Source organism: Blastopirellula marina DSM 3645, from assembly GCF_000153105.1.
Taxonomy (GTDB): domain Bacteria; phylum Planctomycetota; class Planctomycetia; order Pirellulales; family Pirellulaceae; genus Blastopirellula; species Blastopirellula marina.
The window spans coordinates 903695-930598 of record NZ_CH672376.1 but is presented as its reverse complement, the minus strand read 5'-3'; the positions used below and the strand labels follow the sequence as shown (position 1 = coordinate 930598).

Below are 26904 nucleotides of genomic sequence, written 5' to 3'. Positions count from 1 at the left end.
TCAGACTATCGGTACGAGCTTCCGAGAGGGTCATCGCGAGTTGTTCGGTCTGTTCGTTGATCAATGTCTCGGCCCGCTTTAAACGGTCCTGGAGAGCATCGTTAGCGTCGTTCATCATTGTCAACAATTCGATCGCTTGCTCTAGCGATTTCGATCCCGACGGGGTGCGCCGCGCGTCATCGATCCGCTCTTCGATGGTCGCCATCACGTCGCGTTGCTCATGGACATCACCGGCCAGACCATGCATGAATCGCGACATGCGCTGCAAGATTACGGCGGCTTTCTCCGCTTCGGCGGCCGACGATTCGACCGGCGATGGAGAGTTGCGCATAAGCTTGATTCCGATCCAGAGTCCCGCCAGCAGCGGAAAGACGCCGCAGGTCATGCCGATCAGAAATGTTGAAAACTGGATCGTCGAAACCGATTCCATAGTTACCGCCGCGCCTCGCAGGATCAAAGTTGGATGATCAATCCAAAACTAGATCATTCCCAGAATAATAACGGCAAAACCAATAGCTTTTTCTCGTATCCTTCGGTAGATCGCAGCCTTCGAGCGCCGGATATTCGGGTCAGTCGGAACAGTCCAAAGACGCCGCCTACGCTAAATTTCAGCAAAATCGGACCGTTGACGGCCCGGAAAGAGGGGAGCCGCCGTTGACCCTCCCCCACAGGGCGCCTATCGTATCGTGCTGAACCACAGTTTGCCGGCAAGCTGTGACCTGCCCGCATAGAATCGCGGATTTCTGAGGGGGAATGAATCCCTTGCCCATGAATATCGTCCTGTTCGAAGACGCCGCCGTCGCCAAGCTCTATCCGATCACGGTCGGTCGGCCGGCGTATGCAATCAGCTGCGCTAGCTACACGCTGGTTGATCTGCTGACCCCCTGCAGCGACGCCATCCGTGGAGTGGTTCGTCCTCATCTGATCGAACTGCAAAAATGCGATCGCCCGGCGTTGCATCAAACCGCGCTCGACAACGCCCAGCCGACGCTGCTGCTCAATGCGGTCGTTGCGCCGACGGCCGCCAATCGACTGGCGCTGATCGAGTGGGCCGCCGCCAACAAGCCGGGAGCCATCTACAGCGGCGATCGTTTGCTCGCCGCTCTATTGCCGGCCCATACATCCCTTCCAGGCCGCGAGGCCAACGCCTACGAGCTGCGTGACTATCTCAGCAGCACGGCAATCACCAAACTGCCGGCCGCGGGCCACAAGCTCACCTGGTTCGCTTATCCGCACGACGTCGTCCAGGCGAATCTGGATACGTTCACCGACAATCTCGAACTTCGTCTACGCGAAGGCGCCTATCAAGAAAAGCAGGACGGCCTGTTTTTAGCCGGTTCGGCCCAAATCGGCGATCATGTCGTCTGGGATTCGTCGACCGGACCGATCATCGTCGAGCCGGATGCGACCATCGGCCCCTACTGTTATGTCCGGGGGCCCGTTTATATTGGACGTGGCGCTCGTATCCTGGAACATTCGGCGATCAAAGATTCCGTTTCCCTCGCCCACACGACCAAAATCGGCGGCGAGGTCGAAGGGACCGTGATCGAACCTTACTCCAACAAACAGCATCATGGTTTCCTAGGGCATAGCTACTTGGGGAGCTGGGTCAACTTGGGCGCCGGCACCTCGAACAGCGACCTGAAGAACACCTACGGTACGGTGAAAATGGAGTACCGCGGTGAGAAGGTCGCCACCGGGATGCAGTTCCTGGGGGCGATCGTCGGCGACTACGCCAAGACGGCGATCAACACCGGCATATTCACCGGCAAGACGGTCGGCGTCTGCAGCATGCTGTATGGCTTTGTCACGACCAACGTCGCCAGCTTTGTTAACTATGCCCGCTTGTTCGGTCAGGTGACCGAGATGACGGCGGACGTGATGATCGCGACGCAAGAGCGGATGTTCCTGCGGCGCAACGTGACGCAGCGCGCGTGCGACATCCAGCTGATTCACGATATGTATTTACTGACTCAAGACGAACGGCAACTAGCCGGCGAACCGCTGGCTCTTTAACCGAAGCCCTACCATGAATCTCGCAGACTATTACTCGCCCGGTCGACTCGGTCTCTCGTTTGAACTCTTCCCTCCCAAGACCGACAAGGGGGACGCGTCGCTGATGCTGCATGTCGAGAAGCTGGTGAAGTTCAAACCAGACTACATTACATGCACCTACGGCGCCGGCGGTTCGACGCGCGGCAAGACGCTCGACATCGTCGAGAAGGTGAAGCAAGTCTTCGGCGTACCGGTCGCATCGCACCTGACGCTCGTCGACTCGACCGTCGGTGATCTGCGGCTTTACCTGGCCGAAGCGGAACGCCGCGGAGTCGACTACATCGTCGCGCTGCGTGGAGATCCCCCGCAAGGTCAAACGAAGTTTCGCCCTACCGCCAAAGGGCTCAGCTACGCCAGCGAACTGGTCGAACTAATCAAGGACGAGTTCCAAGAGTTTGGCGTCGCCGTCGCCGGCTATCCCGAGAAACACCAAGAAGCCGAATCGCTCGACGTCGACATCGATCGCTTGAAGCACAAGGTCGATTGCGGCGCCGACATCATCATCACGCAGCTCTTCTACCGCAATCAAGACTTCTACGCGTTCCGCGAAAAGTGCGCCGCCGCCGGCATCACCGTGCCGATCATTCCCGGCATCTTCCCGATCGTCAACGGCGCCCAGATTCAGCGGATCGCGACGATGTGCGGAGCCAAGTTCCCCCGCGCACTGGTCGAAGCGCTGCAGAAGAAACCGGAAGACACCGACTACCACATGCAAGTCGGCGTCGAATACGCGTCGAAACAGATCGAAGAACTCACCGAAGCCGGCATCCCCGGACTCCACTTCTATGTGCTGAATCGCTCGGAAGCGACCGCCGCGATCCTGGCGAACGTTCGCTACGCGAAGAGCCGGTCTTAGTTCCGTCTGCCACGGCTCGGTGAGCCGTGCGCCCAGCTACGAACGCCCCCCATGAAAAAGAGCCCTGCATTAAACGATGCAGGGCTCTTTTTTCGTGAGAGCTTGCCGACACAGCGCAAGAAATCTCATCCCCTGAGATCTGCCGTATAAGCTCGTGCGAGCCATTCGGACTTTTCGTGATATTGTACGAAAAATAGTGGCGCCGCCTCCACAAGTAGGTAGAATGCGATCCGTTCTAGAAAATTAGTCTTTACTTTGATAATTTTTCCTAGAGGGCGGCAATGACACGGCCTATCAAATCTGGATTTACGCTTGTTGAACTTCTCGTCGTCATCGCAATTATTGGGGTCTTAATCGCCTTGTTATTGCCTGCCGTGCAACAGGCGAGAGAAGCGGCTAGACGAATGAGTTGCACCAACAACATGAAGCAGATCGGGATCGGCCTACACAATCACCACGATACCTATGGCAAGTTTCCGCCCGGCATGCTGACGCAAGATCCTTATCTACCGGGCGCAGCAACGCCGACGCGCACCTGGAACAATCACGGCGTCTTTTGGTCCACGTTCTTACTTCCCTATGTTGAACAAAACACGCTCTTCGATCTTCTCTCAGAACATCTCAACAATTTCGATCGCCAAACTCCGTTCCAGTGGTGGTCGCATCCCAGCGGCAATCTGGCCTCGAATCTCGTGCCGGGCTATATGTGCCCCAGCGATACTTCCGGCGATTACTTTCCCGGCTTCCCCGAATGGAAACATGGAAAGTCCAACTATGTCGCCGTCGCCGCATCAGGCTACTCGGGACAAGATCTTGGAGACGCGGATCGGGACACGCCTACCCGCGCCGTTCCGATCCCCGGCTACACGCTATCGGGCTACAACGCGAAGTATAACGGTTGTTTCTGGCACAACAGCAAGACAAATTTCGCCAGCATTACCGACGGCTCCAGCAATACGTTTTTGATCGCCGAGCGAGATGGATTGGCCATCCCCAACGGGCGCAATGCGTCGCACTGGATGGGTCCGGACAACGCGACTTTTCTCAACCAAGGGATGACCGGCATCGATGCCGATCCCACCTATCGCTTAAATGTGACGCCAACCGGGATTGATCTCAACCAATGGGACACGCCTGGCAGTCTGCACACCGGCGGCGCCAATTTCTTGCTGGGAGACGGCTCCGTTCACTTTATTTCCGACACGATCGACGGACTTACCTATGAAGCCTTGGGTTCACGCAACGGAGGCGAGGTCGCAAATCTGCCTTAGTCGCAGTGGTATGGCATGATGTCGATTCGATCTTCCTGAATAAGCAGTAAGGAGATTCCATGTTCTCTTTTTGTCACAGCAGCGGCGCAACCTTCGCCGCGCTGCTGGCCCTCGCTTCGCTGGGCCTGACTGGTTGCCAAGACTCGATCGGCGCTCACGTGACCGGCGTCGTCACCTATCAAGGCGAGCCGCTGCCGTTCGCAGATATCCGTTTCCTACCGGATCCCATGGGGCCGCGCGGCGCGATTGCCAAGACCGACGATGCCGGGCGCTACGAATTGATGTTTGACGTCGATACCGTCGGCATCCATCCTGGCGAATACAAAGTGGTGATCTCGACTCGCGGAAGCGCGGCGCAAGCGAAGCGACAGCAAGCTCCTGCCCCCTCGGCGGATACGGCAGACGCGGCGAATCCGTATGCGAATAACCGATCCTCCGATGTGATCGTTGGCGGAAGAGAAATGCTGCCGATGAAATATTGCTCCTCGAAACAAACCGTGCTCACCGCGAACGTTCAAGAAGGATCGAATACGATCGACTTTCATTTGGATTAGCAAATTTGCAGGGATGTGCGGGAGGCAACCTCCCGTGCGCTACACGGCGCGTACCCGTTTCAGCGCCGCTCACAGAGCCGTGGCACACTCCAAACTCCACGGCGGTCACTCTCTCCCCTACCCCAAGTTCGACCACAGATCCTCAATATCCTTCTTCATCCGCCCCATCTCCCCTTTGAGATCCTCAATCTCTTTCCGCAGCTCGCGCACCAGCGGGCTCTCACTGGGTCCATCCGTCGCTTCGATCGGCGGCTTGGCGGACGGTACGGTAGTTGCGCCGCTCTGGCCGACCGGATGCGCCTGAACTACCGGGCGCTGCGACAAGGGGGTCGTGATTTCGCTTCCGCCGCCAAACTGTCGGCGTTGATCCGCCATCTCGCGTTCTGGAAAAAGTCCATGCGTGACGATCTGACCGCGGCCTTCCGGCGTCAGCGCGACGACCAGGCCTTTCTCTCGCAAGCCGAGTAAGATCGGCTGCAGCGTCGTCATGTCAGGGATCTTCCCCATCCGGGCCGCACGTCCGCGAAGCTCGCCGATCGTTTGCGAACCGCGGAGCAGCAGCTCGGCCATGATGGCCAGCTCGTTTCCTTCGCATTGGAGCCAGTCCTTCATGTAATGACGAAACTTGACCACACGGCCGTCGCCGTGCACTTCGGCCACGGCGCCCATCTCGCGGAGCTGCTCGAGCGCTTCCTCGATATCGTCGGTATCCAGACTCATCTGCGGATCGCGATTGCTCTTTTGATTGCAACCGGTCGTCAACGCATTCAGCGTCATCGGATAGGCGTCGGGAGTCGTCTTCGCTTTTTCGATCAACACGCCCAAAACGCGGCGTTGAATTGCGGTCACGGGGCGCCATTGCTTTTCGCCGCCGGAGTTTTCCTGGTCCATCGGGCCCTAGCTCCTTCTTATCGGGGTGCAAAATCTCGTCACGCCGCAGAATAGTGCGCCGCGAAAGCTGGTGCAAGTCGACGCATGGCCAGACGATTGGTCGCGCGGTACAAAGGTTCTTTTCCCGCGATAAAACAGACCGAGGATGCGATGAACGCAAGCAAACCGCTGACCGGCAAACGAATCGTCATTTTCGTTGGCGATATTTATGAAGATCTGGAATTGTGGTATCCCCACCTGCGGCTGATCGAAGCTGGCGCACAGTCGGTTCTCGCCGGTCCCGAAGCCGGCGTCACCTACGCCGGCAAACATGGCTATCCGGCGAAAAGCGACATTTCGATCGCCGACGTTGATCCCAGCCAGTTTGACGGGGTGATCTGTCCCGGCGGATTCATGCCCGACAAGCTGCGCCGCGACGACAAGGTAAAAGAAATCATTCGCCATTTCGATCAACAACAACAGCTGATCGCGGCCGTCTGTCACGGCGGCTGGATGCCGATCTCGGCCGGCGTTTACCAAGGCGTGCGCACCACCGGTTCGCCGGGAATCAAAGATGACCTGATCAACGCCGGTGCGATCTGGGAAGATGCGTCGGTCGTGATCGACCGGCATCATGTCACCAGCCGCAAGCCGGACGACTTGCCCGACTTTTGCGTCGGGATCTTGCAGGTTCTGACAGGCGCCGCGCAATGAGCCTGGCCCACTTTACGCTGGCGACACGCGACGCCGAAACAACCGCGTCGTTCTTTACGCAGGTCTTCGGCTGGCGGCGACTCAACGTTCCCGGCAACACGGACGTCTTGGCGATCTGGCTTGACATCGGCCAGGATCAGCAGATGCATGTGCTGCAGATCGAAGGGTTTGAGGTATCGCCGTTTGAGCGAGAATTTGGGCGTCATTTCGCCTTTTTCTTTCCCGCCGCCGAGCTGCCGGAGATTCGCGATCGTCTGGCCGCGGCCGGCGTCGCCGTGATCCCGCCGATTCGCGAAACGCCGTTCGAGCGATTCTTTTTCCAAGATCCGACTGGCTATATGTGGGAAGTGATCGACCGCGATCATTTTGTGCGCGAATAACGCTTGCACCGATTGTAAGGAAAAGCGGAGGGAGCTTCGGCAAGAATTTGACCTACTCTTTACGAAGTTCGCGCTAGAGCGGCGAACACTACAGAGTGCTTCAAAATCTCCCCTCCTTCTTTCTTTCGATTGATCAGGCTTTACCCCATGGATCGCCAACAAGCCGTCATTATTGGCGCCGGACCTGCCGGCTTGACCGCCGCTTACGAACTGCTGACGCGGACCAAGATCAAACCGATCGTGCTGGAAATGTCGGACATGGTCGGCGGAATCTCGCGCACGATCAACTACAAGGGGAACCGCATCGACATCGGCGGCCACCGCTTCTTCTCGAAGTCGGACCGCGTGATGGACTGGTGGGTCAATATGCTGCCGATCGAAGAAGGCGCCGAGGCGAGCTTCACGATCAAGTATCAAAATCAAACGCGCGACATCTCGCACAACGGCAACGGCAAAGGCGCCGACCCCGACAAAGTGGACGATGTGATGCTGGTCCGCCCCCGCAAGAGCCGCATCTATTTCCTGCGAAAGTTTTTCGACTATCCGATCTCGCTGAGCGCCGAAACGATCACCAACCTCGGCCCCGTCCGCATGGCGAAGATCGGTACGAGCTACCTGCAAGCGCGACTCTTCCCGATCAAAAACGAGCAAAACCTTGAGCAGTTCTTTATCAATCGCTTCGGCAAAGAGCTCTATTTGACCTTCTTTAAGTCCTATACCGAAAAGGTCTGGGGCGTGCCGTGCGACGAAATCAGCGCCGCTTGGGGAGCCCAACGCATCAAGGGTCTGTCGATCACCAAAGCGATCATGCATGCGGTGAAAAAACCGTTCAAGAAGAAGGACGTCAGTCAAAAAGGGGTCGAGACCTCGCTGATTGAGCAGTTCCTCTATCCCAAACATGGCCCGGGCCAAATGTGGGAAACCTGCGCCAAGAAAATCGTCGAACTCGGCGGCGAAATCCATCACGGCGCCAAGGTCGATCAGCTGCACGTCGAAGGGGACAAGATCGTCGGCGTGACGGTGGTGAACCAGCAAGGCGAAAAACGCCGCATCGATGGAGACTACGTCTTCTCGACGATGCCGGTCAACGAACTGATGCGTTCGATGGACAGCGAAGTTCCGGCGAACGTCAAAGAAGTGAGCGAAGGGCTGCAATTTCGCGACTTTATCACCGTCGGCATGCTGGTCAACAAGCTGAAGATCAAAGAAGACACGCCGCAGGGGGAGCAACTGGTTCGCGACAATTGGATCTACATCCAAGAACGCGACGTGCTGATCGGCCGCCTGCAGATCTTCAACAACTGGAGCAAATACCTGGTCGCCGACCAAAACACGGTCTGGATGGGCCTCGAGTACTTCTGCTACGAGAATGACGATCTCTGGAACAAGTCAGACGAAGAGATGGCGGAACTCGGCAAGATGGAACTGGCCAAAATCGACATCATCGACGAGAACGAAGTGCTCGACGCGACCGTGATTCGCGTCCCCAAAACCTATCCCGCCTACTTCGGCACTTACGATCGGTTTAGCGAGATTCGCGAGTATGTCGACAAGTTCGAAAATTTGTATCTGATCGGCCGTAACGGGATGCACCGCTACAACAACCAAGACCATTCGATGCTCGCGGCGATGACGGCCGTCGACAACATCTGTGCCGGCTCGACCGAAAAGAACAATGTCTGGGACGTCAACACCGAGCAAGAGTATCACGAAGAAGCGAAGAAGTGATCTTCGCTGAACGCGAACGCGACTAGGCCTCGCGAATTACTTCGCGCACGATCCGCCGCAGCTTCGGCTCGGCGCCTTTGGCCGCGTTGACCACGTCATACTTGCCGACGCGTCCGAGATCGTCCGGCAGACAAACGTTGGTCACGGTCGACAGCGCCAGCACCTGCAAGCCGCATTGCCGCGCAACGATCACCTCGGGCACGGTCGACATGCCGACGACATCACCGCCGATGTTGCGCAGAAAACGGTACTCGGCGCGGGTCTCGTAGTTTGGTCCGCTCATCGCGACGTACACCCCTTGATGAACGCGGATCTCTTCGCGGCGGGCGATTTCGGCGGCGCGCTGCAGCAAGCGCCGATCGTACGGAGAGGACATGTCGGGAAAGCGTTCGGCTTGCTTCGCTTCGTCGGCGTGCCCTTGCAGCGGACTGCGCCACATCAGATTGATGTGATCTTCGATCAGCATGATGTCGCCTGACTCATAGTAAGGATTCATCCCGCCGGAGGCGTTGCTGACGACCAGCAGTTCGGCGCCTAGCGCCTTCATCACGCGAACCGGCAGCGTGATCTGATCGAGCGAGTAACCCTCGTAGAGATGAAAGCGACCTTCCATCACCAAGACGTCGACGCCGGCCAACTTGCCGCCGATCAAGCGTCCGGCATGGCTGAGCGCGGTCGTCTGGGGAAAGTACGGCAGGTCGTCGTAGTCGATCGACGCTTCGACGTCGATTCCTTCGGTGAGACTCCCCAATCCGGTCCCGAGAATCACGCCGGCTTTGGGACGGCGATTCCAACGGCGACGGACCGCGGCGGCGATTTCCTCCACTTCAGCAGACAGTCGAAACAAATCCCGGCCTCTCCCTCAGCCTAAGTTATTGACGCGCGAGTTTTAAAATTGCCCGCGCCGCACTGGAACGCTTCGGACACTAGCCCGTTGCGCCAGCGAGGGAATGCGGCTCGCCACTTCCATCCGAGTTAGGATCGCCAACCGCATTCCCTCGCTGGCGCAGCGGGCTAGTGTGACAACGATCGGCGACGTTAGCCGCCGGCTTGCACGCGGGCCAATACCCCTTTGACCAACGTGCACAGACGCGGCTGGGCTTCGTTGGCGGTTGCGATAATATCGGCGACATTCGCCGGTTTCAGCGCGTCCGGCAAGCAGAGATCGGTGATGATCGACATCGCGATCACCTTCATGCCGCAGTGGACTGCGACAATCACTTCCGGCACGGTCGACATGCCGACCGCATCGGCGCCGATCTGACGCAGGAACCGATACTCGGCACGCGTTTCCAAATTCGGACCGGCCACCGCGACAAAGACTCCCTTGTGCGCCACGATGTTCTCTTGCCGTGCGATTTCCAGCGCCATATCGACCAGCGATAGATCATACGGCTCGCACATGTCCGGAAAGCGGGGGCCCAAGCGATCGTCGTTGATCCCAATCAGCGGGTTATCGCCCAGCAGATTGATTTGATCTTCGATCACCATGATGTCGCCGCAGCGAAAATAGGGATTCATCCCGCCCGACGCGTTGGAGCAAACCAGCAGATCGGCGCCGAGCGCTTTCATCACGCGGACCGGCAGCGTGATCTGTTTCAGCGAGTACCCTTCGTACATATGGAAGCGGCCTTCCATCGCTACCACCGGCAGTCCATTCAGCGTGCCGCAAACCAGGCGTCCACGATGGCTGACGGCCGTCGACGAAGGAAAGTGCGGAATCTCTTCGTATTCGAGCGACGCTTCGACTTCGATTTCCTCGACCAATCCGCCCAACCCGGTTCCCAAAATGATGCCGGCGGTCGGGACTTTGTCCCATTTCTTGCGGATCGCGGCGACCGCTTCTTCGATTTTGTCGAACAGGTCGAGCATGGACGATACCTCGGAAGACGTGCAAAAATTCATGTAGGTGTCAGCCACCGATTATGCGGATTGACGACCGCGCCACAAGTAGCGGCCAGAAGTCCGCCGGCGCCCAGAGAGGGACGCAGAAAATCTGAGGGGGAGCCGCAAATCGGTATAAGGGCAGCAACACCGACATGCACTGCTCCCCCTCAGCAGCAGGCCAGGAGCAACGTTCCGCAACGGAACGTGCATTGAGACGCTGCGCGATCCACTTTCGTTTCCGATCTTTGGAAATTATTCGCAATAACTTTTCACGATTACTCTTGATCGCCTCCTCCGATTTTCCTTTCCTCCCGGCCGGCCATAAACTTAATTCCAAAAGGGAGGTGCAAAATGTCGCAGACGTCGTCGCCGCAACAAGAAGCGAGCTTCGCCAAACTGCGGGCCGACATGGTCGAGCAGCAGCTTTGCCCGCGGGAGATCCACGATCCGGCCGTCTTGGCCGCGATGCGTCGCGTCCCGCGTCATCGGTTTGTCCCTGGCATCTCGCAGCATTTGGCGTACGAGGACAATGCGATCCCTCTCTCCGCAGGCCAGACGATCTCGCAGCCCTATATCGTTGCGCTGATGACGCAGTTGGCGAAGGTCGACAAAAAGTCGCGCGTATTGGACGTTGGCGCCGGCTCTGGCTATCAATCGGCGGTGCTCGCCGAGATCGGCGCCGATGTCTACGCGATCGAGATCTTGCGCGAACTCGCCGACACCGCGGCCGAGCGACTGCGCACCCTTGGCTACCGCAACGTTCATCTGAAACAAGGAGACGGCTACGCCGGTTGGCCGAGCGCCGCTCCTTTTGACGCGATTCTCATCGCGGCCGCTTCTCCCCAGGTTCCTCCGCCGCTGCTGGATCAGTTGACCGTCGGGGGAAGACTCGTCCTGCCGCTGGGCGATGCGCCTCAGATCTTGCAATGCATTCGCAAAGTCGGAAGCGGAGAGTTCGAACAACAAAAGGTGGCCCCCGTCCAGTTTGTGCCGATGACCGGCCGCGTTCGCGAGTAACCGCAAATGGGAAACAACGGTCGGACGGAGAAACAGGGAAAAATGCACAATAGTTGATATGAAAAGTTTTTCTCCGCGGTGCGAAACCATCCCCATTGGTCGGCATCGGAGAAGAGAGACAAGCCGGCAAATCCACAGAATACAACCGACGCCCTACGCGTCTCCCTTTAAGTTCAAGGAACAGACCCATGAGTTTCGACGTAAACGGCAAAGTCGCCTTAGTGACCGGCGCCAACCGTGGAATTGGCAAAACGATTGTGGAGTCGCTCCTCTCGCACGGCGCCAAAAAGGTTTACGCCGCCGTTCGCGATCTGAAGTCGGCCGATCCGCTGGTCGCTGAGTACGGTGATCGCGTTGTCCCGGTCGAAGTCGATCTGCAGAAGCCGGCGACCATTACCGCGGCGGCGCAAACTGCTAGCGATGTGGAACTGGTGATCAACAACGCCGGCGTCTATAAAGGACAGACTCCCCTTTCTCCCGAGGCCGCGGACTCCCTGAAATTTGAGTTCGACGTCAACGTCTATGGACTACTGCGAGTCGCTCAAGCCTTCGCCCCGGTGCTGAAGCAAAACGGAGGCGGCGCCTTCGTCCAACTCAACTCGATCGCGTCGCTCAAGAACTTCCTTAGCGCGGCGACCTACTCCGCATCGAAGGCCGCTTCCTACTCGATCACCCAGGCCCTGCGCGAAGAACTGGGCGCTCAAGGAACCGCCGTCGTCAGCGTCCATCCTGGCCCCATCGCAACCGACATGGCAGATCACGCCGGAATGAGCGAAGGCGCCGAACCGCCGACGGTGGTCAGCGAAGCGATCATCCACGCGCTCAAGAACGGCGAGTTCCACGTCTTCCCCGACTCGATGGCCAAGCAATTTGGCGAAGGGTACGAGAGTTTCGCCAAGAACTTTATCGAAGCCAACCTGGCCGAAGCGTAAGCCGAGGCCCCCAAGTCAATCCTCCGCGAAAGGACGCCTATTCCCTCGGGCGTCCTTTTTCTATGCGCGTCTCCCATTTCTGTTCTTCGGACGACAATCGATTCACGCAACATTTTGAGGCAAATGCGTGCGTAAACAGATAGAATGACGCTCTACTCGTCTCTTGTCTTTTTCTTGTGCGGCAATCCATGACACGGATCGCTCAAACTCTCTGGATCGGCGGACTCTGCCTGGCGGCGGTGCTGGCGATTCTTCTGGCCTGGACAGCCAGCCAAACTCCTCATGCGGCTCATTATCTTTGGATGCAATGGCGACCGGCGACGCTCGATTGGTTTGTCCAGCGTGAGATTCCGATCGCCGCGCGGATGCCGGTCGATCAAGCTGACTATTGGTTAATCGAAATCGATCGAATCGTGGGCAAGAATCCAACGGACGCCCAACTTGCGATCGGCGCCGCAATGATTGTCGAAGAGCCGGAAACCGATTTCTGGCAGCCTTACAGCGCGCAATTCTATGCACCGGTGCGCGACGCCAACCAGCCGTTCGAGTCAGCCTGCGCCGACCGGGATTGGCGACTCATCGAACAGGCGATCGCCCTGGAGCCTGGCAATCCCCAGTGGCGACGCGTCCAGGCCCTGATGCTGATTCGCCATGGATCGTATTGGTTTGCGGACTCTCCGCCGCTGGCTCGGATCGACGATTGGCGCCCAATCCTCGCGGAATGCGCTCAACACGATCCCGGCAACGCCCTCTATCACTACATCGCCGCGATGCTTTATTGGGATCAAAGTTTTGAAAACTGGGCGATTAGCGGCGATCGAAAAATTATCGATCCAAAGTCGTACGACCTGGGAATGGAATCGCTGGAGAAAGCCCTGACCTTGCCGCTACAGACCGGCGAATCGGCCTCCGGCGAAGCGAAACTCGCTTTCTTAGAGCAAACGACGCTCTCTCCGTCGGACCGATGGCGCATGCTGGCCAGCGACCGAATGCGTCACCGACTTCGCTTCGTCTTCCGCAGCCTCTTCGACCGACATGATTTGCCCAAGTATCCGCTATTAGGTCTGGTCGCTCCGCCGGGCGCTTCGCTGACGCCGGCTGAGCAGCAAATGCAATTGCGGATGAACGCCCAAACTTCGCTGGAGAATCTGCGGCGCGATATGCAATTACGCGCGCAATGGGAGGGGACCTCCGCAGAACTCGACATTATGCTAGCGCCCACTTCAGAAGTGGAAACTTCGATCTTTCGCATGCTGTACATGTCGACCTCAAACCCGAATCTCTTCACGCCTGACGAACAGGCGGAATTGCTAACTCTCTACGAAGCGGAAGTCCGCAGAACTGCGATCCAACGCCAACTGCAAGCGAATCCTCTGTCGGCGGCGCCAGGCTATCAAATCCCGAACATGTATCATCGGTTGACTGGCGACGCGCTGGCGATGTTGATTCCGCCGCTACTGCTGATCGCACTAGGGGGATTCGTCGCGAGTCGCTTTCGTCCCAAGACGCCGCCCAGCGTCGGCCCCATCGCTGCGACGCTATGTTTGATTTTGGCCGCCGCTGTAATCTTTACTATCTTCGGCCTGGGAACGGCCCATGTGATCGACCGGGTAATCCTTTCCCGCACGTTAACCGCGTTGCTCTTCGTCTTGCCGATGCTGGCGATCGTCGCCGCAGCAGTGCAGTACGTGCGGAAGTATGGAGCGCCCCTCACACGAGTTCAGTTTTTGCTCGTGCTGTTCGGGGGCGGACTCGCACTCCGATTTATCGTGCCGGCGACGATCGACTTTGACGAGTGGGTCAACTGGGCCTCCTATTGGGGATCTCCCTCCCGGCATGCCATCTTCGACGATTGGCTGCGACGGCTTGATGGATACCATCACGAGCACGAAGCGTGCGCCCAATGGCTGAGCTACGGAGGACCGGCGCTTACCATCTTCCTCTGGGCGATATTGCTGGGGATTGTTGCCTGGGGCAAGACCTGGTTCCAACCTCCACGCGACTTACCAGAGACGCTGGGCGCCCTCTGCCAAAGCTGGCTGCGACGCGGGCTGGAACTGGCGCTGGTCGCCGCAATCTGCTATTTGCTGGCGGCGCGATGGACGCTCGACATCGCTCACGCTGACGAGCAGTATCGGCGAAATGCTGCGGTCCAGCCCGCCGCTCCGTTGCAAGAACGCATGGAAACGATGCTCGGCGATGCGATGTACAAACGCGCAATCGAACAAGACATGACGGCGAAGCTTGAATTGCTGAAATGGCGAATGCAAATGAGCTCTCCACAATCGCCCTAGCCCGGTTCCCCTACCGCGCAGCAAAAAGGGAAGCCCTTTATCAGAGCTTCCCTTTTTCATTGCCAATCATGGCAAGCGTAGCGCACCGTAGCCGTTTGGCTATTGCCGGCTTCCGACCCGTGCGCGAGCCGGTCGCCATGCTTTGTTACGGAAGTTCCGTCTTCCCCATCAGATAGCGATCACATTCGCGGGCGGCGCCGCGACCTTCGTTGATCGCCCAGACGATCAGGCTTTGTCCGCGGCGACAGTCGCCGGCGGCGAAGACGCCGTCAATGTTGGTGGCGAAACGGCCGTATTCGGCTTTGAAATTCGACCGTTGGTCGGTTTCCATGCCTAGCTTTTCGACCAACGTTTCTTCGGGGCCCAGGAAGCCCATCGCCAGCAAAATCAGGTCGGCCTTCCATTCCTTTTCGCTGCCGGGAACTTCCTGCATGTTCCAACGGCCGTTCTCGTTTTTCCACTCGACGTTCACCGTGCGGATGCCGGTCAGGTTTCCCTTGCCGTCCCCCAGGAACTCTTTGCTGAGCACGCAGTACGTGCGTGGGTCTTGGCCGAACTTGGCCTCCGCTTCTTGGTGACCGTAGTCAACGCGGAAAATCCGCGCCCATTGCGGCCAAGGATTGTCAGGCGCGCGTTCGGCCGGCGGTTGCGGTAACAGCTCGAAGTTGACGACGCTCTTGCAACCATGACGAATCGACGTTCCCAGACAGTCGGTGCCGGTGTCGCCGCCGCCGATGACGATCACATCTTTGCCCTCGGCCGAGATGTAATTGCCGTCTTTCAACTCTGAGTCGAGCAGACTCTTCGTGTTCGCCTTCAAAAACTGCATCGCGAAGTAAGCGCCGTTCAATTCGCGCCCCGGGATCGGCAGATCACGCGGCTTGGTCGCGCCAACGGCCAACACGACCGCATCGTTGTCTTTGCGGAGATCGGCCAATTCGACGTTCACGCCGATATGAGCGTTGGTGACGAACTCGATCCCCTCGGCCTTCATCAAGTTGACGCGGCGCTCGACGACTCTTTCTTTCTCGAGCTTCATGTTCGGAATTCCGTACATGAGCAAGCCGCCGATACGATCGTCACGCTCGTAAACAGTGACCTGATGGCCCGCCTTGTTCAACTGATCGGCGGCGGCCATGCCGGCCGGACCAGATCCGATGACGGCGACTTTCTTGCCGGTTCGCTGGGTCGGCGGGTTCGGGGTGATCCACCCTTCTTCCCAACCGCGATCGACAATCGCCGCTTCAATGTTTTTGATCGCGACCGGCGGATTGGTGATGCCAAGCACGCAAGCGTTTTCGCAAGGCGCCGGGCAAACGCGACCGGTGAACTCCGGGAAGTTGTTGGTCTTGTGGAGACGATCAAGCGCTTCGCGCCAACGTCCCTTGTAGACCAGGTCGTTCCACTCGGGGATCAAGTTATCAACAGGGCAACCGGTTGCGCTTTGGCAAAACGGCACTCCGCAGTCCATGCAACGAGCGCCCTGCGTTTTCAGGAATTGCTCGTCGACATGAACTTGAAATTCATCGTAATCGTGGACGCGAAGCAGCGGATCCCGATAAGGGACCACTTCGCGTTTGTATTCCATAAATCCGGTGGGCTTACCCATGGCTTTCCGCTCCGCTCAGTTGGACGTCTTCTTCTTCTTCATGCTGCATGCGTTCCATGAGCACCCGTTTGTAGTCAATCGGCATCACTTTCACGAAGCGATCGATCATGTTGTCCCAGTCGCTTAGGATCTGCTCGGCGACGAGCGAACCTGTGTAACGCTGGTGCAACTGAATGAGCGTACGCACTTCGGTCATGTCCTGTTGGTTTTCGAGCCGTTCGAGCTCCACCATGCCGAGGTTGCAATTCTTCAGCAGCTTTTCTTCGACATCCCAGATGTAGGCGATGCCGCCCGACATGCCTGCCGCAAAGTTGCGACCGGTGTTACCCAAGCAGACCAATCGTCCGCCGGTCATGTATTCGCAACCATGATCGCCGACCCCTTCGACCACGGCTTGGGCGCCGCTATTGCGAACGCAAAACCGCTCGGCGGCGCGTCCCCGGAAGAAGGCCTGACCCGCGGTGGCGCCGTACAAGCAGACATTGCCAACGATCATATTCTCTTCCGCTGGGAAGGAGCTGACCTTCGGCGGATAGATCATGATGCGACCGCCGGAAAGACCCTTACCGACATAGTCGTTCGCGTCCCCTTCCAGCTCAAGCGTGACGCCGCGAGACAAAAACGCGCCGAAGCTTTGCCCGGCCGAACCGGTGAAGTCGATATGAATCGAATCGTCAGGCAAGCCGTTTTCGCCGTAACGCTTAGCGATTTCATGGCTCAGCGTGGCGCCAACCGTACGATTGATGTTGATGATCTTCGACGCAAAGCGGATCGGCTTTCGCGACTCGATCGACGGCATCGCCTTGGCGATCAGCTCGTTATCGAGAGCGAACTGCAGCCCGTGATCCTGCTTCATCGTATTGAAGATCTCCACTTTGTCATGCGGCTTGGGCGGCGGCGAAAGCAGCGGCGTCAAATCGATGCCGTCGCTCTTCCAGTGCTGAATCGCGGCGTCGGTTTCTAACAGATCGACGCGGCCGATCAGTTCGTTCAACGTTCGCACGCCCAGGCTGGCCATCACTTCGCGTGCATCTTCGGCGACCATGAACAGGTAGTTGACCACATGTTCCGGCTTACCGCTGAACTTCTTGCGCAGCTCCGGATCTTGCGTTGCGATCCCGACCGGGCAAGTGTTGAGGTGACACTTCCGCATCATGATGCAGCCGAGCGTGATCAGCGGCGCCGTGGCGAAACCGAACTCTTCGGCGCCCAGGATCGCGGCGATCACCACGTCGCGGCCGGTCTTCAAACCGCCGTCGGTTTGCAGGATGACGCGGCTCCGCAGGTCGTTCATCACCAACGTCTGGTGCGCTTCGGCGATGCCCAGCTCCCACGGCAGACCGGCATGCTTGATGCTGGTCAGCGGCGAGGCGCCGGTTCCGCCGGTGTCGCCCGAGATCAAGATGTGGTCGGCTTTCGCTTTCGCAACGCCGGCGGCGACCGTCCCTACGCCGACTTCGGAGACCAGCTTGACGCTGATGCGAGCCGATGGATTGGCGTTCTTCAGGTCGTGAATCAATTGCGACAAGTCTTCAATCGAATAAATGTCGTGATGCGGCGGAGGACTGATCAGACCGACGCCCGGCGTCGAGTGCCGGATGCGAGCGATGTTTTCGTCGACCTTCTTGCCCGGCAATTCGCCACCCTCGCCTGGCTTGGCGCCTTGCGAGATCTTGATTTGCAGCTCATCGGCATTGGTCAGGTAGTTGATGGTGACGCCAAAACGTCCCGACGCGATCTGCTTGATCGCCGAGCGCTTCGAGTCGCCGTTGGCCATCGGCGTGAAGCGAGCGATATCTTCGCCCCCTTCACCCGTGTTGCTTTTGCCGCCCAAGCGATTCATCGCGATCGCCAACGACTCATGCGATTCGGCCGAGATCGAGCCAAAGCTCATCGCGCCGGTGCAGAACCGTTTGACAATTTCAGCCGCCGATTCGACCTCGTCCAGCGGAACGGGAGTCGAATTGTCCATGAACTTCAGCAGGCCACGGAAGGCGCAACGATTGCGCGAATCTTCGTTGATCGTGTGGGCAAATTCTTTATAGGCGTCGACGCTATTGTTGCGAGCGGCGACTTGAATGCTGGCGATCGCCTGAGGGCTCCACGCATGGCGCTCTCCTTCGGCTCGCCAATGGTATTCGCCCTGATTCGGCAGGACCGGCAATCTCCCATCGCTTCGTTCGGGATAGCCCAAACGATGACGGCGGATATGCTCTTCGGCCAATACGCCGAAGTCGACTCCTTGCACGCGACTGGCCGTGCCGGCGAAGCAACGATCAATCACTTCGGTTTGCAGGCCGAGCGCTTCAAAGATCTGGGCGCCCTTGTAGGACTGGAGCGTCGAGATCCCCATCTTGCCCATGACTTTGAGAATGCCTTTGGCGACCGCTTTGCGATAGGCGGAGACAATCTGATCGTCATCGGCGAATTCTTCGTCGCACAGTCCGTCTTCGCGAGCTTGCCACAGCGCCTCAAATCCCAGGTAGGGATTAATCGCGTCGGCGCCGTATCCGACCAGCAAGCAGAAGTGATGCACTTCGCGGGCTTCGCCGGTTTCCAGCACAATGCCGATTCGCGTTCGCTTGGCCGTATTCACCAGGCGATGGTGCACGGCGCCGGTCGCCAACAGCGTACTGACCGGCACGCGCTCGGCCGACAGGCCGCGGTCCGACAAGACGATCAGCGAAAAGCCGTCGTCAATCGCTTGCTCGGCTTCATCGCAAATGCGATCAAGGGCCGAAGTCAGACCCGCTTTCCCTTCGGCCAGCGGGAAGGTGATGTCGATCGTCTTCGACTTCCAACCACGCGTATCAATATGCTTGAGCGCCGCGAGTTCTTCGTTGGTCAAAATCGGGTGCGGCACGAGCAGCCGATGCGCGTGTTCCGGCGTCGTTTCGAGCAGGTTCGCTTCGGGGCCGATGTAGCACTCAAGCGACATCACGACTTCTTCGCGAATCGAGTCGACCGCCGGATTGGTGACCTGGGCGAACAGTTGCTTAAAGTAGTCGTACAGCATCCGCGGCTTGTCGCTGAGACAAGCGAGCGCCGAGTCATTGCCCATCGAGCCGACCGGGTCGCGCTTTTGATGGATCATCGGCAGCAGCATGAACTGCAACGTTTCGGTGGTGTAGCCGAAGGCCTGCATCCGCTCAAGCAGCGTCGCGGGATTAAATCCGTGCGGCTCGTCTTTGGGGCTTAGTTCGGCTAGTTCGATTCGCTGTTCGCGCAACCACTTCGCGTAGGGACGTTGTTTGGCGAAGGAGTCTTTCAACTCTTTATCAGGAATCAGGCGACCTTCTTCAAAGTCGATCAGGAACATGCGTCCCGGTTGGAGACGTCCCTTCTCTTTGACGATCGCCGGATCGACCGGCAATACGCCGACTTCGCTGGCCATGATGACGCGGTCATCGTGAGTCAGGTAATAGCGGCTGGGACGCAGACCGTTGCGATCCAACACGGCGCCGATGTAGTGACCATCGGTAAAGACGATCGACGCCGGTCCATCCCACGGCTCCATCAAGCAGCTATGGTACTCGTAGAAGGCGCGCTTCTCTTCCGACATCGTCTCATGCTTTTGCCAAGCTTCGGGCACCATCATCATGACCGACTCTTGCAGCGAGCGCCCTGACATCTGCAGGAACTCGAGCACGTTGTCAAACGACCCCGAGTCCGAGCAGTCCGGCTCCACCACTGGGAACAGCTTGTCGACGTCGGCGCCAAAAATATCGCTCGCGACAACGCCCTGACGAGCGGCCATCCAGTTTTTGTTGCCGCGGAGCGTGTTGATTTCGCCGTTGTGCGACATGAAGCGGCAAGGCTGAGCACGATCCCATGAGGGGAACGTGTTGGTGCTGAACCGCGAGTGAACCATCGCCAGGTGCGTGGTGAAATCTTCGTCCGACAGGTCGGGATAGTACGGCACCAACTGCGCCGGGGTGAGCATCCCTTTGTAGATGATCACTTTGGTCGACAAGCTGCAGATGTAGAACATCTTCGATTGCGGCAGGTTATCGTTGGCGCGCAGCTGACTGGCCCGCTTACGAATCGTGTAAACGCGACGCTCGAAGTCTTCCTGATCCGCGACATCGTCGCCGGCGGCGATGATCAGCATTTCCATCGCCGGTTCGCAGGCGAGCGCGGTCGGACCGATATCGGCCTTCTTCGAATCGGTCGGCACCGGGCGCCAGCCGACCAGCTTTTGGCCACCTTCGGCGATGAACTTCTCGACGGCCGATTTGCAGAACGTGCGCGAAGCTTCATCCTGCGGTAAGAAGACGACGCCAGCCGCGTACTGACCAGCCGCCGGCAATTCGGCGCCGAGATCGCTTTTGGCGACCTTGGTCAGAAACTCATGCGGTAACGCAGTCATCATACCGGCGCCGTCGCCGGTGTTCGGCTCGCAGCCGCACGCACCGCGATGGTCCATGTTGATGAGAATCGTTTCGGCGTCGAGAACCATCTGATGCGAGCGTTGGCCCTTGACGTGGGCGACAAACCCAACGCCGCAGTTCTCGTGCTCGAAAGCGGGGTCATACAAGCCTTGTTTGCCTGGACGCTCAGTGCGACCTTGCTGACGCGGCGAATCACTCGCAGAAGCCATGCCTACAACCTTCGTTTGAAAACTCAATCTACTTCGTGTTCGTTTAAACGCCATCCTTGGCCCTGGGCGCCATGTCGGTAGAGACCCCGACCGCGAAAGATTCGCAGACCGAGTCCATCCCGCTCGGCAACCTACGCGCGACTCGAAACTCCGTGTTCGACATCGCTTTCCACCGCGGAATCTTCCGCAGCGGAATAGTCTTCCGATTCGGCGAAGAGGGGAGCCGATTCGGAAGCGATTTGAGCCGCTTTCGCCGCTTCGCTTAACTCCGCTTTATCATGCAGCAGTTGGATAAAGCGTCGGGCCGTTTTGCCCAACTCTTTTCCCTGCCGTGTGATAATGCCAAGCGGACGCACCAGCGGACGACCTTCTAGTTCGACGCAGACAAGCGTGCCGGATTGAACTTCGCGGACGACCGTCGACGTCGGCAGCAAGCTGATGCCTGCGTTAATTTCAATGGCCCGTTTGATCGTTTCGATATTATCGAACTCCATCACAACATGCGCTTCTGCGCCGTGTGATGACAAGGCGCGGTCCATTTCGCGACGGATCTGCAATTCAGAATCGAAACCGACAAAATCGCGTCCGTCCAACTCATCGAGCCAAACCGACGCACGACCCGCCAGTTCGTGCTGCGGAGAGCAAACCAGCGCCATCGGTTCTTCGCGCCAAGCGACCGCTTTGATCGCTTTCGTGTTTCGGGGGTAACTGACCAGGCCGAAGTCGACCTGATCCGAAGCGACCATCCGGACAACCGTCTGCGGATGCTGATATTGCAACCGCACGTTCGCTTTCGGGTGCTTCGAAAGAAACTCTTGCACGCAGTCGTTCATGTGACTCAGCCCGACCGAATAGATCGAAGCCACCGCGACGCGTCCTCCCACTTCCTCATGGAAAGTGCGAATGTCTTCTTCTAACGCATAGTACCGCCGCACAATTTGTCGGCAGCCGTGATAGTACATCTCGCCTTCTGGAGTCGGCACCAACGGGCGTTTCGAGCGGTCGATCAGTTTCACGCCGAGACGCTCTTCCAGCTGATGTACGACCTGACTTGCGCCCGACTGCGAGATGCCGTTTTCGTCCGCTGCCCTAGAAAAACTACGCTGCCCAACAACATCGCAAAACACTTTGAGCGATTTGACGTGCATGGCAAAAGTTCGACCGGGACAAATATGGCAATCAGTATTTTTAAAATGAATACTGTGGCAGATGCAGAATTAAAAACAGACATACGAACCTATTCGTCGCGCGAAGTAGCGTCAAGCGTGCTGATTGACAATTTCGGCAACAATATGACCACTATGCGCACGGATCGATCGCAACCTCTGACATGACAACGGGTTAGCCCTTGTTAAAAAATGCTCTATTTCAGCTCAATGCACGCTGAAAAGATACAAACCCAGCCCTCATGAGAGCGACTTTGGGCAAGGGGAACCGCTCAAGAAGTGGAAAAGATGCCCGAAATTTGCAAAAAAAGGCCGCAACAGGGTGCTGTCACGGCCACTTTTCGTCATGCTAGCAAATTTTACGGGAATTTACTGCACCATTGTTGGCTTATAGTCGTGCCCTCGATCGCGTATGACTTCGGCCTTGATGATCTTGTCTGGAGTCGCCGCGTCGAGCGCTTCGGGATCGCGCCGCTGAATGTCCGTCAAAACGTCCATTCCTTCGATCACGCGTCCAAACGCCGTATGCTTGCCATCCAGCCCCGGAGTCGGCCGAAACGTGAGAAAGAATTGCGATCCTCCGGTATCCCGGCCGGCGTGCGCCATGCTCAGCGTCCCGCTAAAGTGACGGCGAAAATTTGGCTTGTAGCATTCACAGAAAATGTTGTAGCCGGGGCCGCCGGTGCCATCTCCCTTGGGATCGCCCCCTTGGGCCATGAAGTTCTCCAACACGCGATGGAATGACAAACCATCGTAAAATCCCTTCTTCACCAGCGAGATAAAGTTGGCGACTGTTTGCGGCGCTTCGTTCTCGAAAAGCTCAATCACGATCTCGCCTTTGTCGGTCGTCAGACGAACCCGCGGCAGGTCATCCGCTTCCGCTTCCAGGGCGCGAATCTCTTGCTCTTTCTTCCAGTAGTCGCGATAGACCGTCGCGGCCTGCGCTTCGCCGAGCGCTTCTTCGCTGGGAGCAAACTTTTCGTCGCCGCTCGTTTTCTTGTATTCCACCGCCTTTTCCAGCACTTCGACCGCTTCGTCAAACCGATCCGCCCCAAAAGCCGAGCGAATCGTCATCGAATAAATCGGACCATTCTCGATCCCATGATCGATCAACGTGCGACCAATCTTATAGGCTTCGTTGTTCTTATCTTTCTTTTGGGCGTCATGACCACTCAAAATCATGAAGTTGACCGCATCGTTATTCACGCCGGGCGCTTCTTCAAACGCGGCGACCGCAGACTTCTTGATCTCGACCATCATCTTTTCGCCTTGATCGAGGGTCTCGTCATATTCTTTATGAATCGCGACCAGTTCGTCTTCGTCGGCCAGACGATATTCTTCCTGCAGGCCGCGGAGCTTGGCCAACAATGTCTTCCACTCGCTAAACTTTTTGACAAACGCGGCCGACTTTTCGCCTGGCTTCGGCGCTGGCTTCGCTTCTTGGGCCTCTTCTTCCTGGGCCGGCATCTCAGCGGCAGGCTTGGTTTCGACGGCGGGGGTCACCTTATCTTCCGCCGCTTTTTCGGCGGCCGTGGGGGGGGCGATCGGCGCTTCCGCTTCGTCCGCATGTGCGGACGGCAGCCAACGGAGCGCGGTCAGCGCCAGGATCATGCTCCCTAACCACATGCTCTGCTTCAATTTCCGCAACATCGGATATCCTCTCGTTTCTTCGTGAACGCTTCGAATGCAAGCAAACCCACAGCTTATCAAAACGTAGCGAACGTGCGAATCGTTCGCTGCTGGGGTTTGACCTGGGCCGTTTTCGTTCCATAATTCATTTAAACAGTTCATGAATTGTTGAATTATGGCGTCGCATGGCAACCCTCCCCCACGAAAAACCGGCTGAACATACCGAGGATTTGGCCCACGATGAGCGGGCGCGAATCAGCGCCGCCGCCCTCTTTCATGCGTTGGGAGATCCGGCTCGGTTACATCTGGCCGCATTATTAATTCATCGTGAATTGTGCGTTTCGCAATTGGCCGAGCTGGTCAACGACAGTTTGCCAGCCGTTTCGCAGCGTCTCAAGCTACTGAAACAAGAGCGGATCGTACGCGCTCGCCGCGAAGGGAAGCATGTCTACTATCAACTGGATGACGACCATATCGCCGCGCTGGTGATCAACGCGCTGGCGCATGCCGAGGAATCCTCATGAGCACGCAGCAAGTTTCTGATGTCGCGCTCAAGCGAGTCAGTCTGCACGTCCCCGAGCTCGATTGCGCCGAAGAAGTGCGTCAATTGCGCGTCGGCCTCGAACCGGTCACCGGGATCGAGCAACTCGACTTTGACGTCCTCAGCGGACGAATGGACGTCGCCTACGACGATCGCCAGTTAACCTACGAGCAGTTGGTCGACGCCGTCGTCAACTTGGGGATGACCGCCAAGCCGTTTCGCAAAGGGGGCCAAAGCGACGTTCAACAAGCGAGCCTGACGCGCGGCAAAGAGATCGCCACGGCGGTGGCTGCCCTGTTCATCGCCGCCGGCTTTGTGATGCATGCGATCATCGAAGGCAGTCTTGTCGAGGCGCTGTCCGGCGAACTATTTCCGGCCGAGACTTCGCCTCCCTTCACCTCCCTGGTTGTCGCCGGCTTGTATTTGCTCGGTACGATCAGCGGCGCTTGGTATGTCGCTCCTAAGGCGCTGATGTCGGCGCGCCACTTTCGCGCCGACATGAACGTCTTGATGTGCGTCGCCATTTTGGGCGCCTGTTTGTTGGGCGACTTTTTTGAAGCGGCGATGGTCGCGTTCCTCTTCTCGACATCGCTGCTACTGGAACAATGGAGCGTCGCCCGAGCGCGGCGTTCGATTTCGGACCTGATGACGCAAACGCCGCCGACGGCGCATGTCCGCTGTTGCAGCGACGACTGGAAAGAGAAACCGCTCGCCGAAATCAACGTCGGACAAATCTGCTTGGTAAAGCCGGGCGAACGAGCGCCGCTCGACGGCGTAATCACCACCGGATCGCCGGCCATCAATCAAGCGCCGGTTACCGGCGAATCCATCCCGGTCGAAAAGAACGTCGGCGACGAAATCTACGCCGGCACGATCAACGGCGGCTCGTCTTTTCAGTTTGAAGTAACGCACGCCGCCGGCGACACGATGCTCGATCGCATCGCCAAGATGATCGACGACGCCCACAAGCAGCGGGCTCCCAGCCAACAATGGGTCGAAAAGTTCTCGGCCTACTACACGCCGGCGATGATGATCCTGGCCGCGGCGGTGATGATCTTGCCGACGCTCATACTGATCGTGACCGGCGCCGTCCAAGGGGAGGCGATTCTCCCTGTCGCGACCGAGTGGTTCTATAACGGCTTGATCTTGCTGGTGATCGCGTGCCCTTGTGCGTTGGTGATCGCCACGCCGGTCAGCATCGTCTGCGGTTTGACCGCCGCGGCTCGTAACGGCGTCCTGATCAAAGGGGGACTGGCGCTGGAAACCTTCGGCCGTGTTGACGTGTTAGCGATGGACAAGACCGGCACCATCACCACCGGCGTCCCCGCCGTCACCCAAGTCGCCGCACACAACGGCTACGACGAGAACGAAGTGCTGCGAATCGCCGCTTCGCTCGAGCAACACAGCAATCACCCGCTCGCCACCGCAATCCTGCAGGCCGCCCAAGAGCGCGGGCTGACGCTGGTCGAACCGACCGACTTTGCCGAGATCGCAGGCCGCGGCGCCAGCGGCGGCGTCGACGGCGCGCCGGCCTGGGTCGGCAGTTTGGCGATGGCGCGTGAGCGTCTGAAAGATCAAGCGCAACTGCAAACTGCCGCCGGCTCCGTCAAAATCGGCTCGCTGGTCGTGGTCGGTAAAGAACAAGAGCTGCTAGGGCTGATCGTGCTCGGCGATCAAATTCGGGCCGGCGCCGCCGATGTGATCGCCCAACTGCACAAGCTGGGCGTCAAAGACGTCGCCGTGATCTCCGGCGACAACAACGCGGCGGTCGAGCAAGTCGCCGCCGAAGTCGGCGTCGACAGTTGGCGCGGCGAGCAACTGCCGCAAGACAAGATCGAAGCCGTTCGTCAACTGCGCGGCGAAGGCGTAATCGCGATGATCGGCGACGGCGTCAACGACGGACCAGCGCTCGCAGCCGCCGATGTCGGCATCGCGATGGGCGCAATCGGCGCCGACGCCGCGATCGAAACGGCCGACGTCGCACTGATGTCGGACGAGATCAACAAGCTTCCCTGGCTGGTCGGTTTGGCGCGACGGACCTTGCGGATGATTCAATTCAACATCGCGTTTGCGCTCTGCGTGAAGGTAATTTTTGTGCTGCTGGCGATCTTCGGCATGACGAACTTGTGGCTGGCGATCATCGCCGACACCGGCGTCTCGCTGTTGGTGATCGCCAACAGTCTGCGACTATTAAGATCCCACCAAAAATAAGCATTCCACGACAAATCACTGAGACGAATGAAAAGGACGGCAACCGTGGCGAAGATCACCGAAATCACCATGAGCGAAGCTCGCGAGATGGTCCGCGGCGCAGGCCTGCGCGGAACATCCTGTCGCTTGAGCGTGCTGCAATATCTTTCGGCCGCAACCACGCCGCTGTCGCATGCCGAAGTCGCGGATGAATTAGACGCACACGGCTACGACAAGTCGACCATCTATCGCAGCCTGGTCGAACTGGCCGAAGCGGGTCTCCTCTCCCGCTTCGACGTCGGCGACCATACCTGGCGCTTCGAGTTCCGTCGCGGCGAATCGCAGGACGAAGGAACCGAGCACCCGCACTTCATGTGCGTCACCTGCGGCAAAGTAACTTGCCTAGACGATGTCGACATCAAGCTGAAAGCGACCAACAAGAAGACCTATACCGACATTACGGAAGTGCTGCTCAAAGGACATTGCCGCGAGTGCGGATAAGGGAAGAAAAGCGGAATCGGGAAAGCGGAAAGCGGAGAAGAGTTGGCAAGGTGCGTCTAGACGCACCTTTTTTGTTTTCGAAGCCGCCAACCGAGCGTCTGGCCTCTTCG

21 protein-coding genes are annotated in these 26904 nt (G+C 58.1%); 13 read left to right on the top strand and 8 right to left on the bottom strand.

Going from position 1 to position 26904, the window contains the following annotated elements; all coding sequences use genetic code 11:
* Positions 1-430, bottom strand: a 430-nt coding sequence (locus DSM3645_RS30620) for a hypothetical protein (RefSeq protein ID WP_002651052.1), incomplete at its 3' end; no start/stop codon positions are given.
* Positions 431-768: 338 nt separating this feature from the next.
* Here DSM3645_RS30620 and DSM3645_RS05415 point away from each other — a divergent pair.
* The 4 genes from DSM3645_RS05415 (at position 769) to DSM3645_RS27750 (ending at position 4736) form a co-directional block, all read left to right on the top strand.
* Positions 769-2016 (top strand): putative sugar nucleotidyl transferase, encoded by a 1248-nt coding sequence (locus tag DSM3645_RS05415; RefSeq protein WP_002651051.1) that lies wholly within the window; start codon positions 769-771, stop codon positions 2014-2016.
* Positions 2017-2029: 13 nt separating this feature from the next.
* Positions 2030-2911 (top strand): methylenetetrahydrofolate reductase [NAD(P)H], encoded by an 882-nt coding sequence (gene metF, locus DSM3645_RS05410; RefSeq protein WP_002651050.1) that lies wholly within the window; start codon positions 2030-2032, stop codon positions 2909-2911.
* A 281-nt stretch (positions 2912-3192) separates the two neighbouring features.
* Positions 3193-4182 (top strand): DUF1559 domain-containing protein, encoded by a 990-nt coding sequence (locus DSM3645_RS05405; protein WP_040351636.1) that lies wholly within the window; start codon positions 3193-3195, stop codon positions 4180-4182.
* A gap of 59 nt (positions 4183-4241) precedes the next feature.
* On the top strand, positions 4242-4736 hold the full coding sequence (locus DSM3645_RS27750; protein ID WP_002651048.1) for a carboxypeptidase-like regulatory domain-containing protein: 495 nt from the start codon (positions 4242-4244) through the stop codon (positions 4734-4736).
* A gap of 117 nt (positions 4737-4853) precedes the next feature.
* Here DSM3645_RS27750 and DSM3645_RS05395 read toward each other — a convergent pair whose 3' ends face one another.
* Positions 4854-5627, bottom strand: coding sequence for a YceH family protein (locus DSM3645_RS05395; RefSeq protein WP_002651047.1), 774 nt, complete (start codon positions 5625-5627; stop codon positions 4854-4856).
* Positions 5628-5777: 150 nt separating this feature from the next.
* Between DSM3645_RS05395 and DSM3645_RS05390 the strand changes: the two genes are divergently transcribed.
* The 3 genes from DSM3645_RS05390 to DSM3645_RS05380 all read left to right on the top strand — a co-directional run bounded on the left by DSM3645_RS05390 (position 5778) and on the right by DSM3645_RS05380 (position 8428).
* Positions 5778-6320 carry a type 1 glutamine amidotransferase domain-containing protein gene (locus DSM3645_RS05390; protein WP_116344455.1) on the top strand — a complete coding sequence of 181 codons (543 nt, stop codon included), beginning with the start codon at positions 5778-5780 and terminating at the stop codon, positions 6318-6320.
* Positions 6317-6700: a VOC family protein gene (locus DSM3645_RS05385; RefSeq protein WP_002651045.1), complete on the top strand. Its 384-nt coding sequence runs from the start codon at positions 6317-6319 to the stop codon at positions 6698-6700. The genes DSM3645_RS05390 and DSM3645_RS05385 overlap by 4 nt, the downstream gene beginning before the upstream one ends.
* Before the next feature lie 147 nt (positions 6701-6847).
* The gene (locus DSM3645_RS05380; RefSeq protein WP_002651044.1) at positions 6848-8428 is read left to right on the top strand and encodes an NAD(P)/FAD-dependent oxidoreductase; all 1581 of its coding nucleotides are present in this window, start codon (positions 6848-6850) and stop codon (positions 8426-8428) included.
* A 22-nt stretch (positions 8429-8450) separates the two neighbouring features.
* Here DSM3645_RS05380 and DSM3645_RS05375 read toward each other — a convergent pair whose 3' ends face one another.
* Together DSM3645_RS05375 and DSM3645_RS05370 are read right to left on the bottom strand one after the other, a co-directional pair.
* Entirely contained in the window at positions 8451-9275 is an 825-nt protein-coding gene (locus tag DSM3645_RS05375) for a purine-nucleoside phosphorylase (protein ID WP_040351635.1), read from the bottom strand.
* A 191-nt stretch (positions 9276-9466) separates the two neighbouring features.
* A complete protein-coding gene (locus DSM3645_RS05370) occupies positions 9467-10300 on the bottom strand; it encodes a purine-nucleoside phosphorylase (protein WP_002651042.1) in 834 nt (277 codons plus the stop codon).
* A gap of 366 nt (positions 10301-10666) precedes the next feature.
* Between DSM3645_RS05370 and DSM3645_RS05365 the strand changes: the two genes are divergently transcribed.
* The 3 genes from DSM3645_RS05365 to DSM3645_RS05355 all read left to right on the top strand — a co-directional run bounded on the left by DSM3645_RS05365 (position 10667) and on the right by DSM3645_RS05355 (position 14558).
* On the top strand, positions 10667-11332 hold the full coding sequence (locus DSM3645_RS05365; protein WP_002651041.1) for a protein-L-isoaspartate(D-aspartate) O-methyltransferase: 666 nt from the start codon (positions 10667-10669) through the stop codon (positions 11330-11332).
* Positions 11333-11520: 188 nt separating this feature from the next.
* A complete protein-coding gene (locus tag DSM3645_RS05360) occupies positions 11521-12264 on the top strand; it encodes an SDR family oxidoreductase (RefSeq protein ID WP_002651040.1) in 744 nt (247 codons plus the stop codon).
* Between the two features lie 188 nt (positions 12265-12452).
* Positions 12453-14558, top strand: coding sequence for a hypothetical protein (locus DSM3645_RS05355; protein WP_002651039.1), 2106 nt, complete (start codon positions 12453-12455; stop codon positions 14556-14558).
* 145 nt (positions 14559-14703) lie between these two features.
* On the opposite strand, the gene DSM3645_RS05350 is transcribed toward DSM3645_RS05355, so the two are convergent.
* The 4 genes from DSM3645_RS05350 to DSM3645_RS31190 all read right to left on the bottom strand — a co-directional run bounded on the left by DSM3645_RS05350 (position 14704) and on the right by DSM3645_RS31190 (position 23583).
* Positions 14704-16167: a glutamate synthase subunit beta gene (locus tag DSM3645_RS05350; RefSeq protein WP_040351634.1), complete on the bottom strand. Its 1464-nt coding sequence runs from the start codon at positions 16165-16167 to the stop codon at positions 14704-14706.
* A complete protein-coding gene (gltB, locus tag DSM3645_RS05345) occupies positions 16160-20767 on the bottom strand; it encodes a glutamate synthase large subunit (RefSeq protein ID WP_002651037.1) in 4608 nt (1535 codons plus the stop codon). The genes DSM3645_RS05350 and gltB overlap by 8 nt, the downstream gene beginning before the upstream one ends.
* Positions 20768-20898: 131 nt before the next feature.
* Positions 20899-21915, bottom strand: coding sequence for a LysR family transcriptional regulator (locus tag DSM3645_RS05340; protein ID WP_002651036.1), 1017 nt, complete (start codon positions 21913-21915; stop codon positions 20899-20901).
* Positions 21916-22302: 387 nt separating this feature from the next.
* On the bottom strand, positions 22303-23583 hold the full coding sequence (locus tag DSM3645_RS31190) for a peptidylprolyl isomerase (RefSeq protein WP_237564759.1): 1281 nt from the start codon (positions 23581-23583) through the stop codon (positions 22303-22305).
* A 164-nt stretch (positions 23584-23747) separates the two neighbouring features.
* Between DSM3645_RS31190 and DSM3645_RS05330 the strand changes: the two genes are divergently transcribed.
* The 3 genes from DSM3645_RS05330 to DSM3645_RS05320 are packed head-to-tail and all read left to right on the top strand — an operon-like array spanning position 23748 to position 26794.
* Positions 23748-24086 (top strand): ArsR/SmtB family transcription factor, encoded by a 339-nt coding sequence (locus DSM3645_RS05330; protein ID WP_002651034.1) that lies wholly within the window; start codon positions 23748-23750, stop codon positions 24084-24086.
* Positions 24083-26314: a heavy metal translocating P-type ATPase gene (locus tag DSM3645_RS05325; protein WP_002651033.1), complete on the top strand. Its 2232-nt coding sequence runs from the start codon at positions 24083-24085 to the stop codon at positions 26312-26314. The genes DSM3645_RS05330 and DSM3645_RS05325 overlap by 4 nt, the downstream gene beginning before the upstream one ends.
* A gap of 45 nt (positions 26315-26359) precedes the next feature.
* Entirely contained in the window at positions 26360-26794 is a 435-nt protein-coding gene (locus DSM3645_RS05320; protein WP_040351633.1) for a Fur family transcriptional regulator, read from the top strand.
* Positions 26795-26904: the final 110 nt, after the last annotated feature.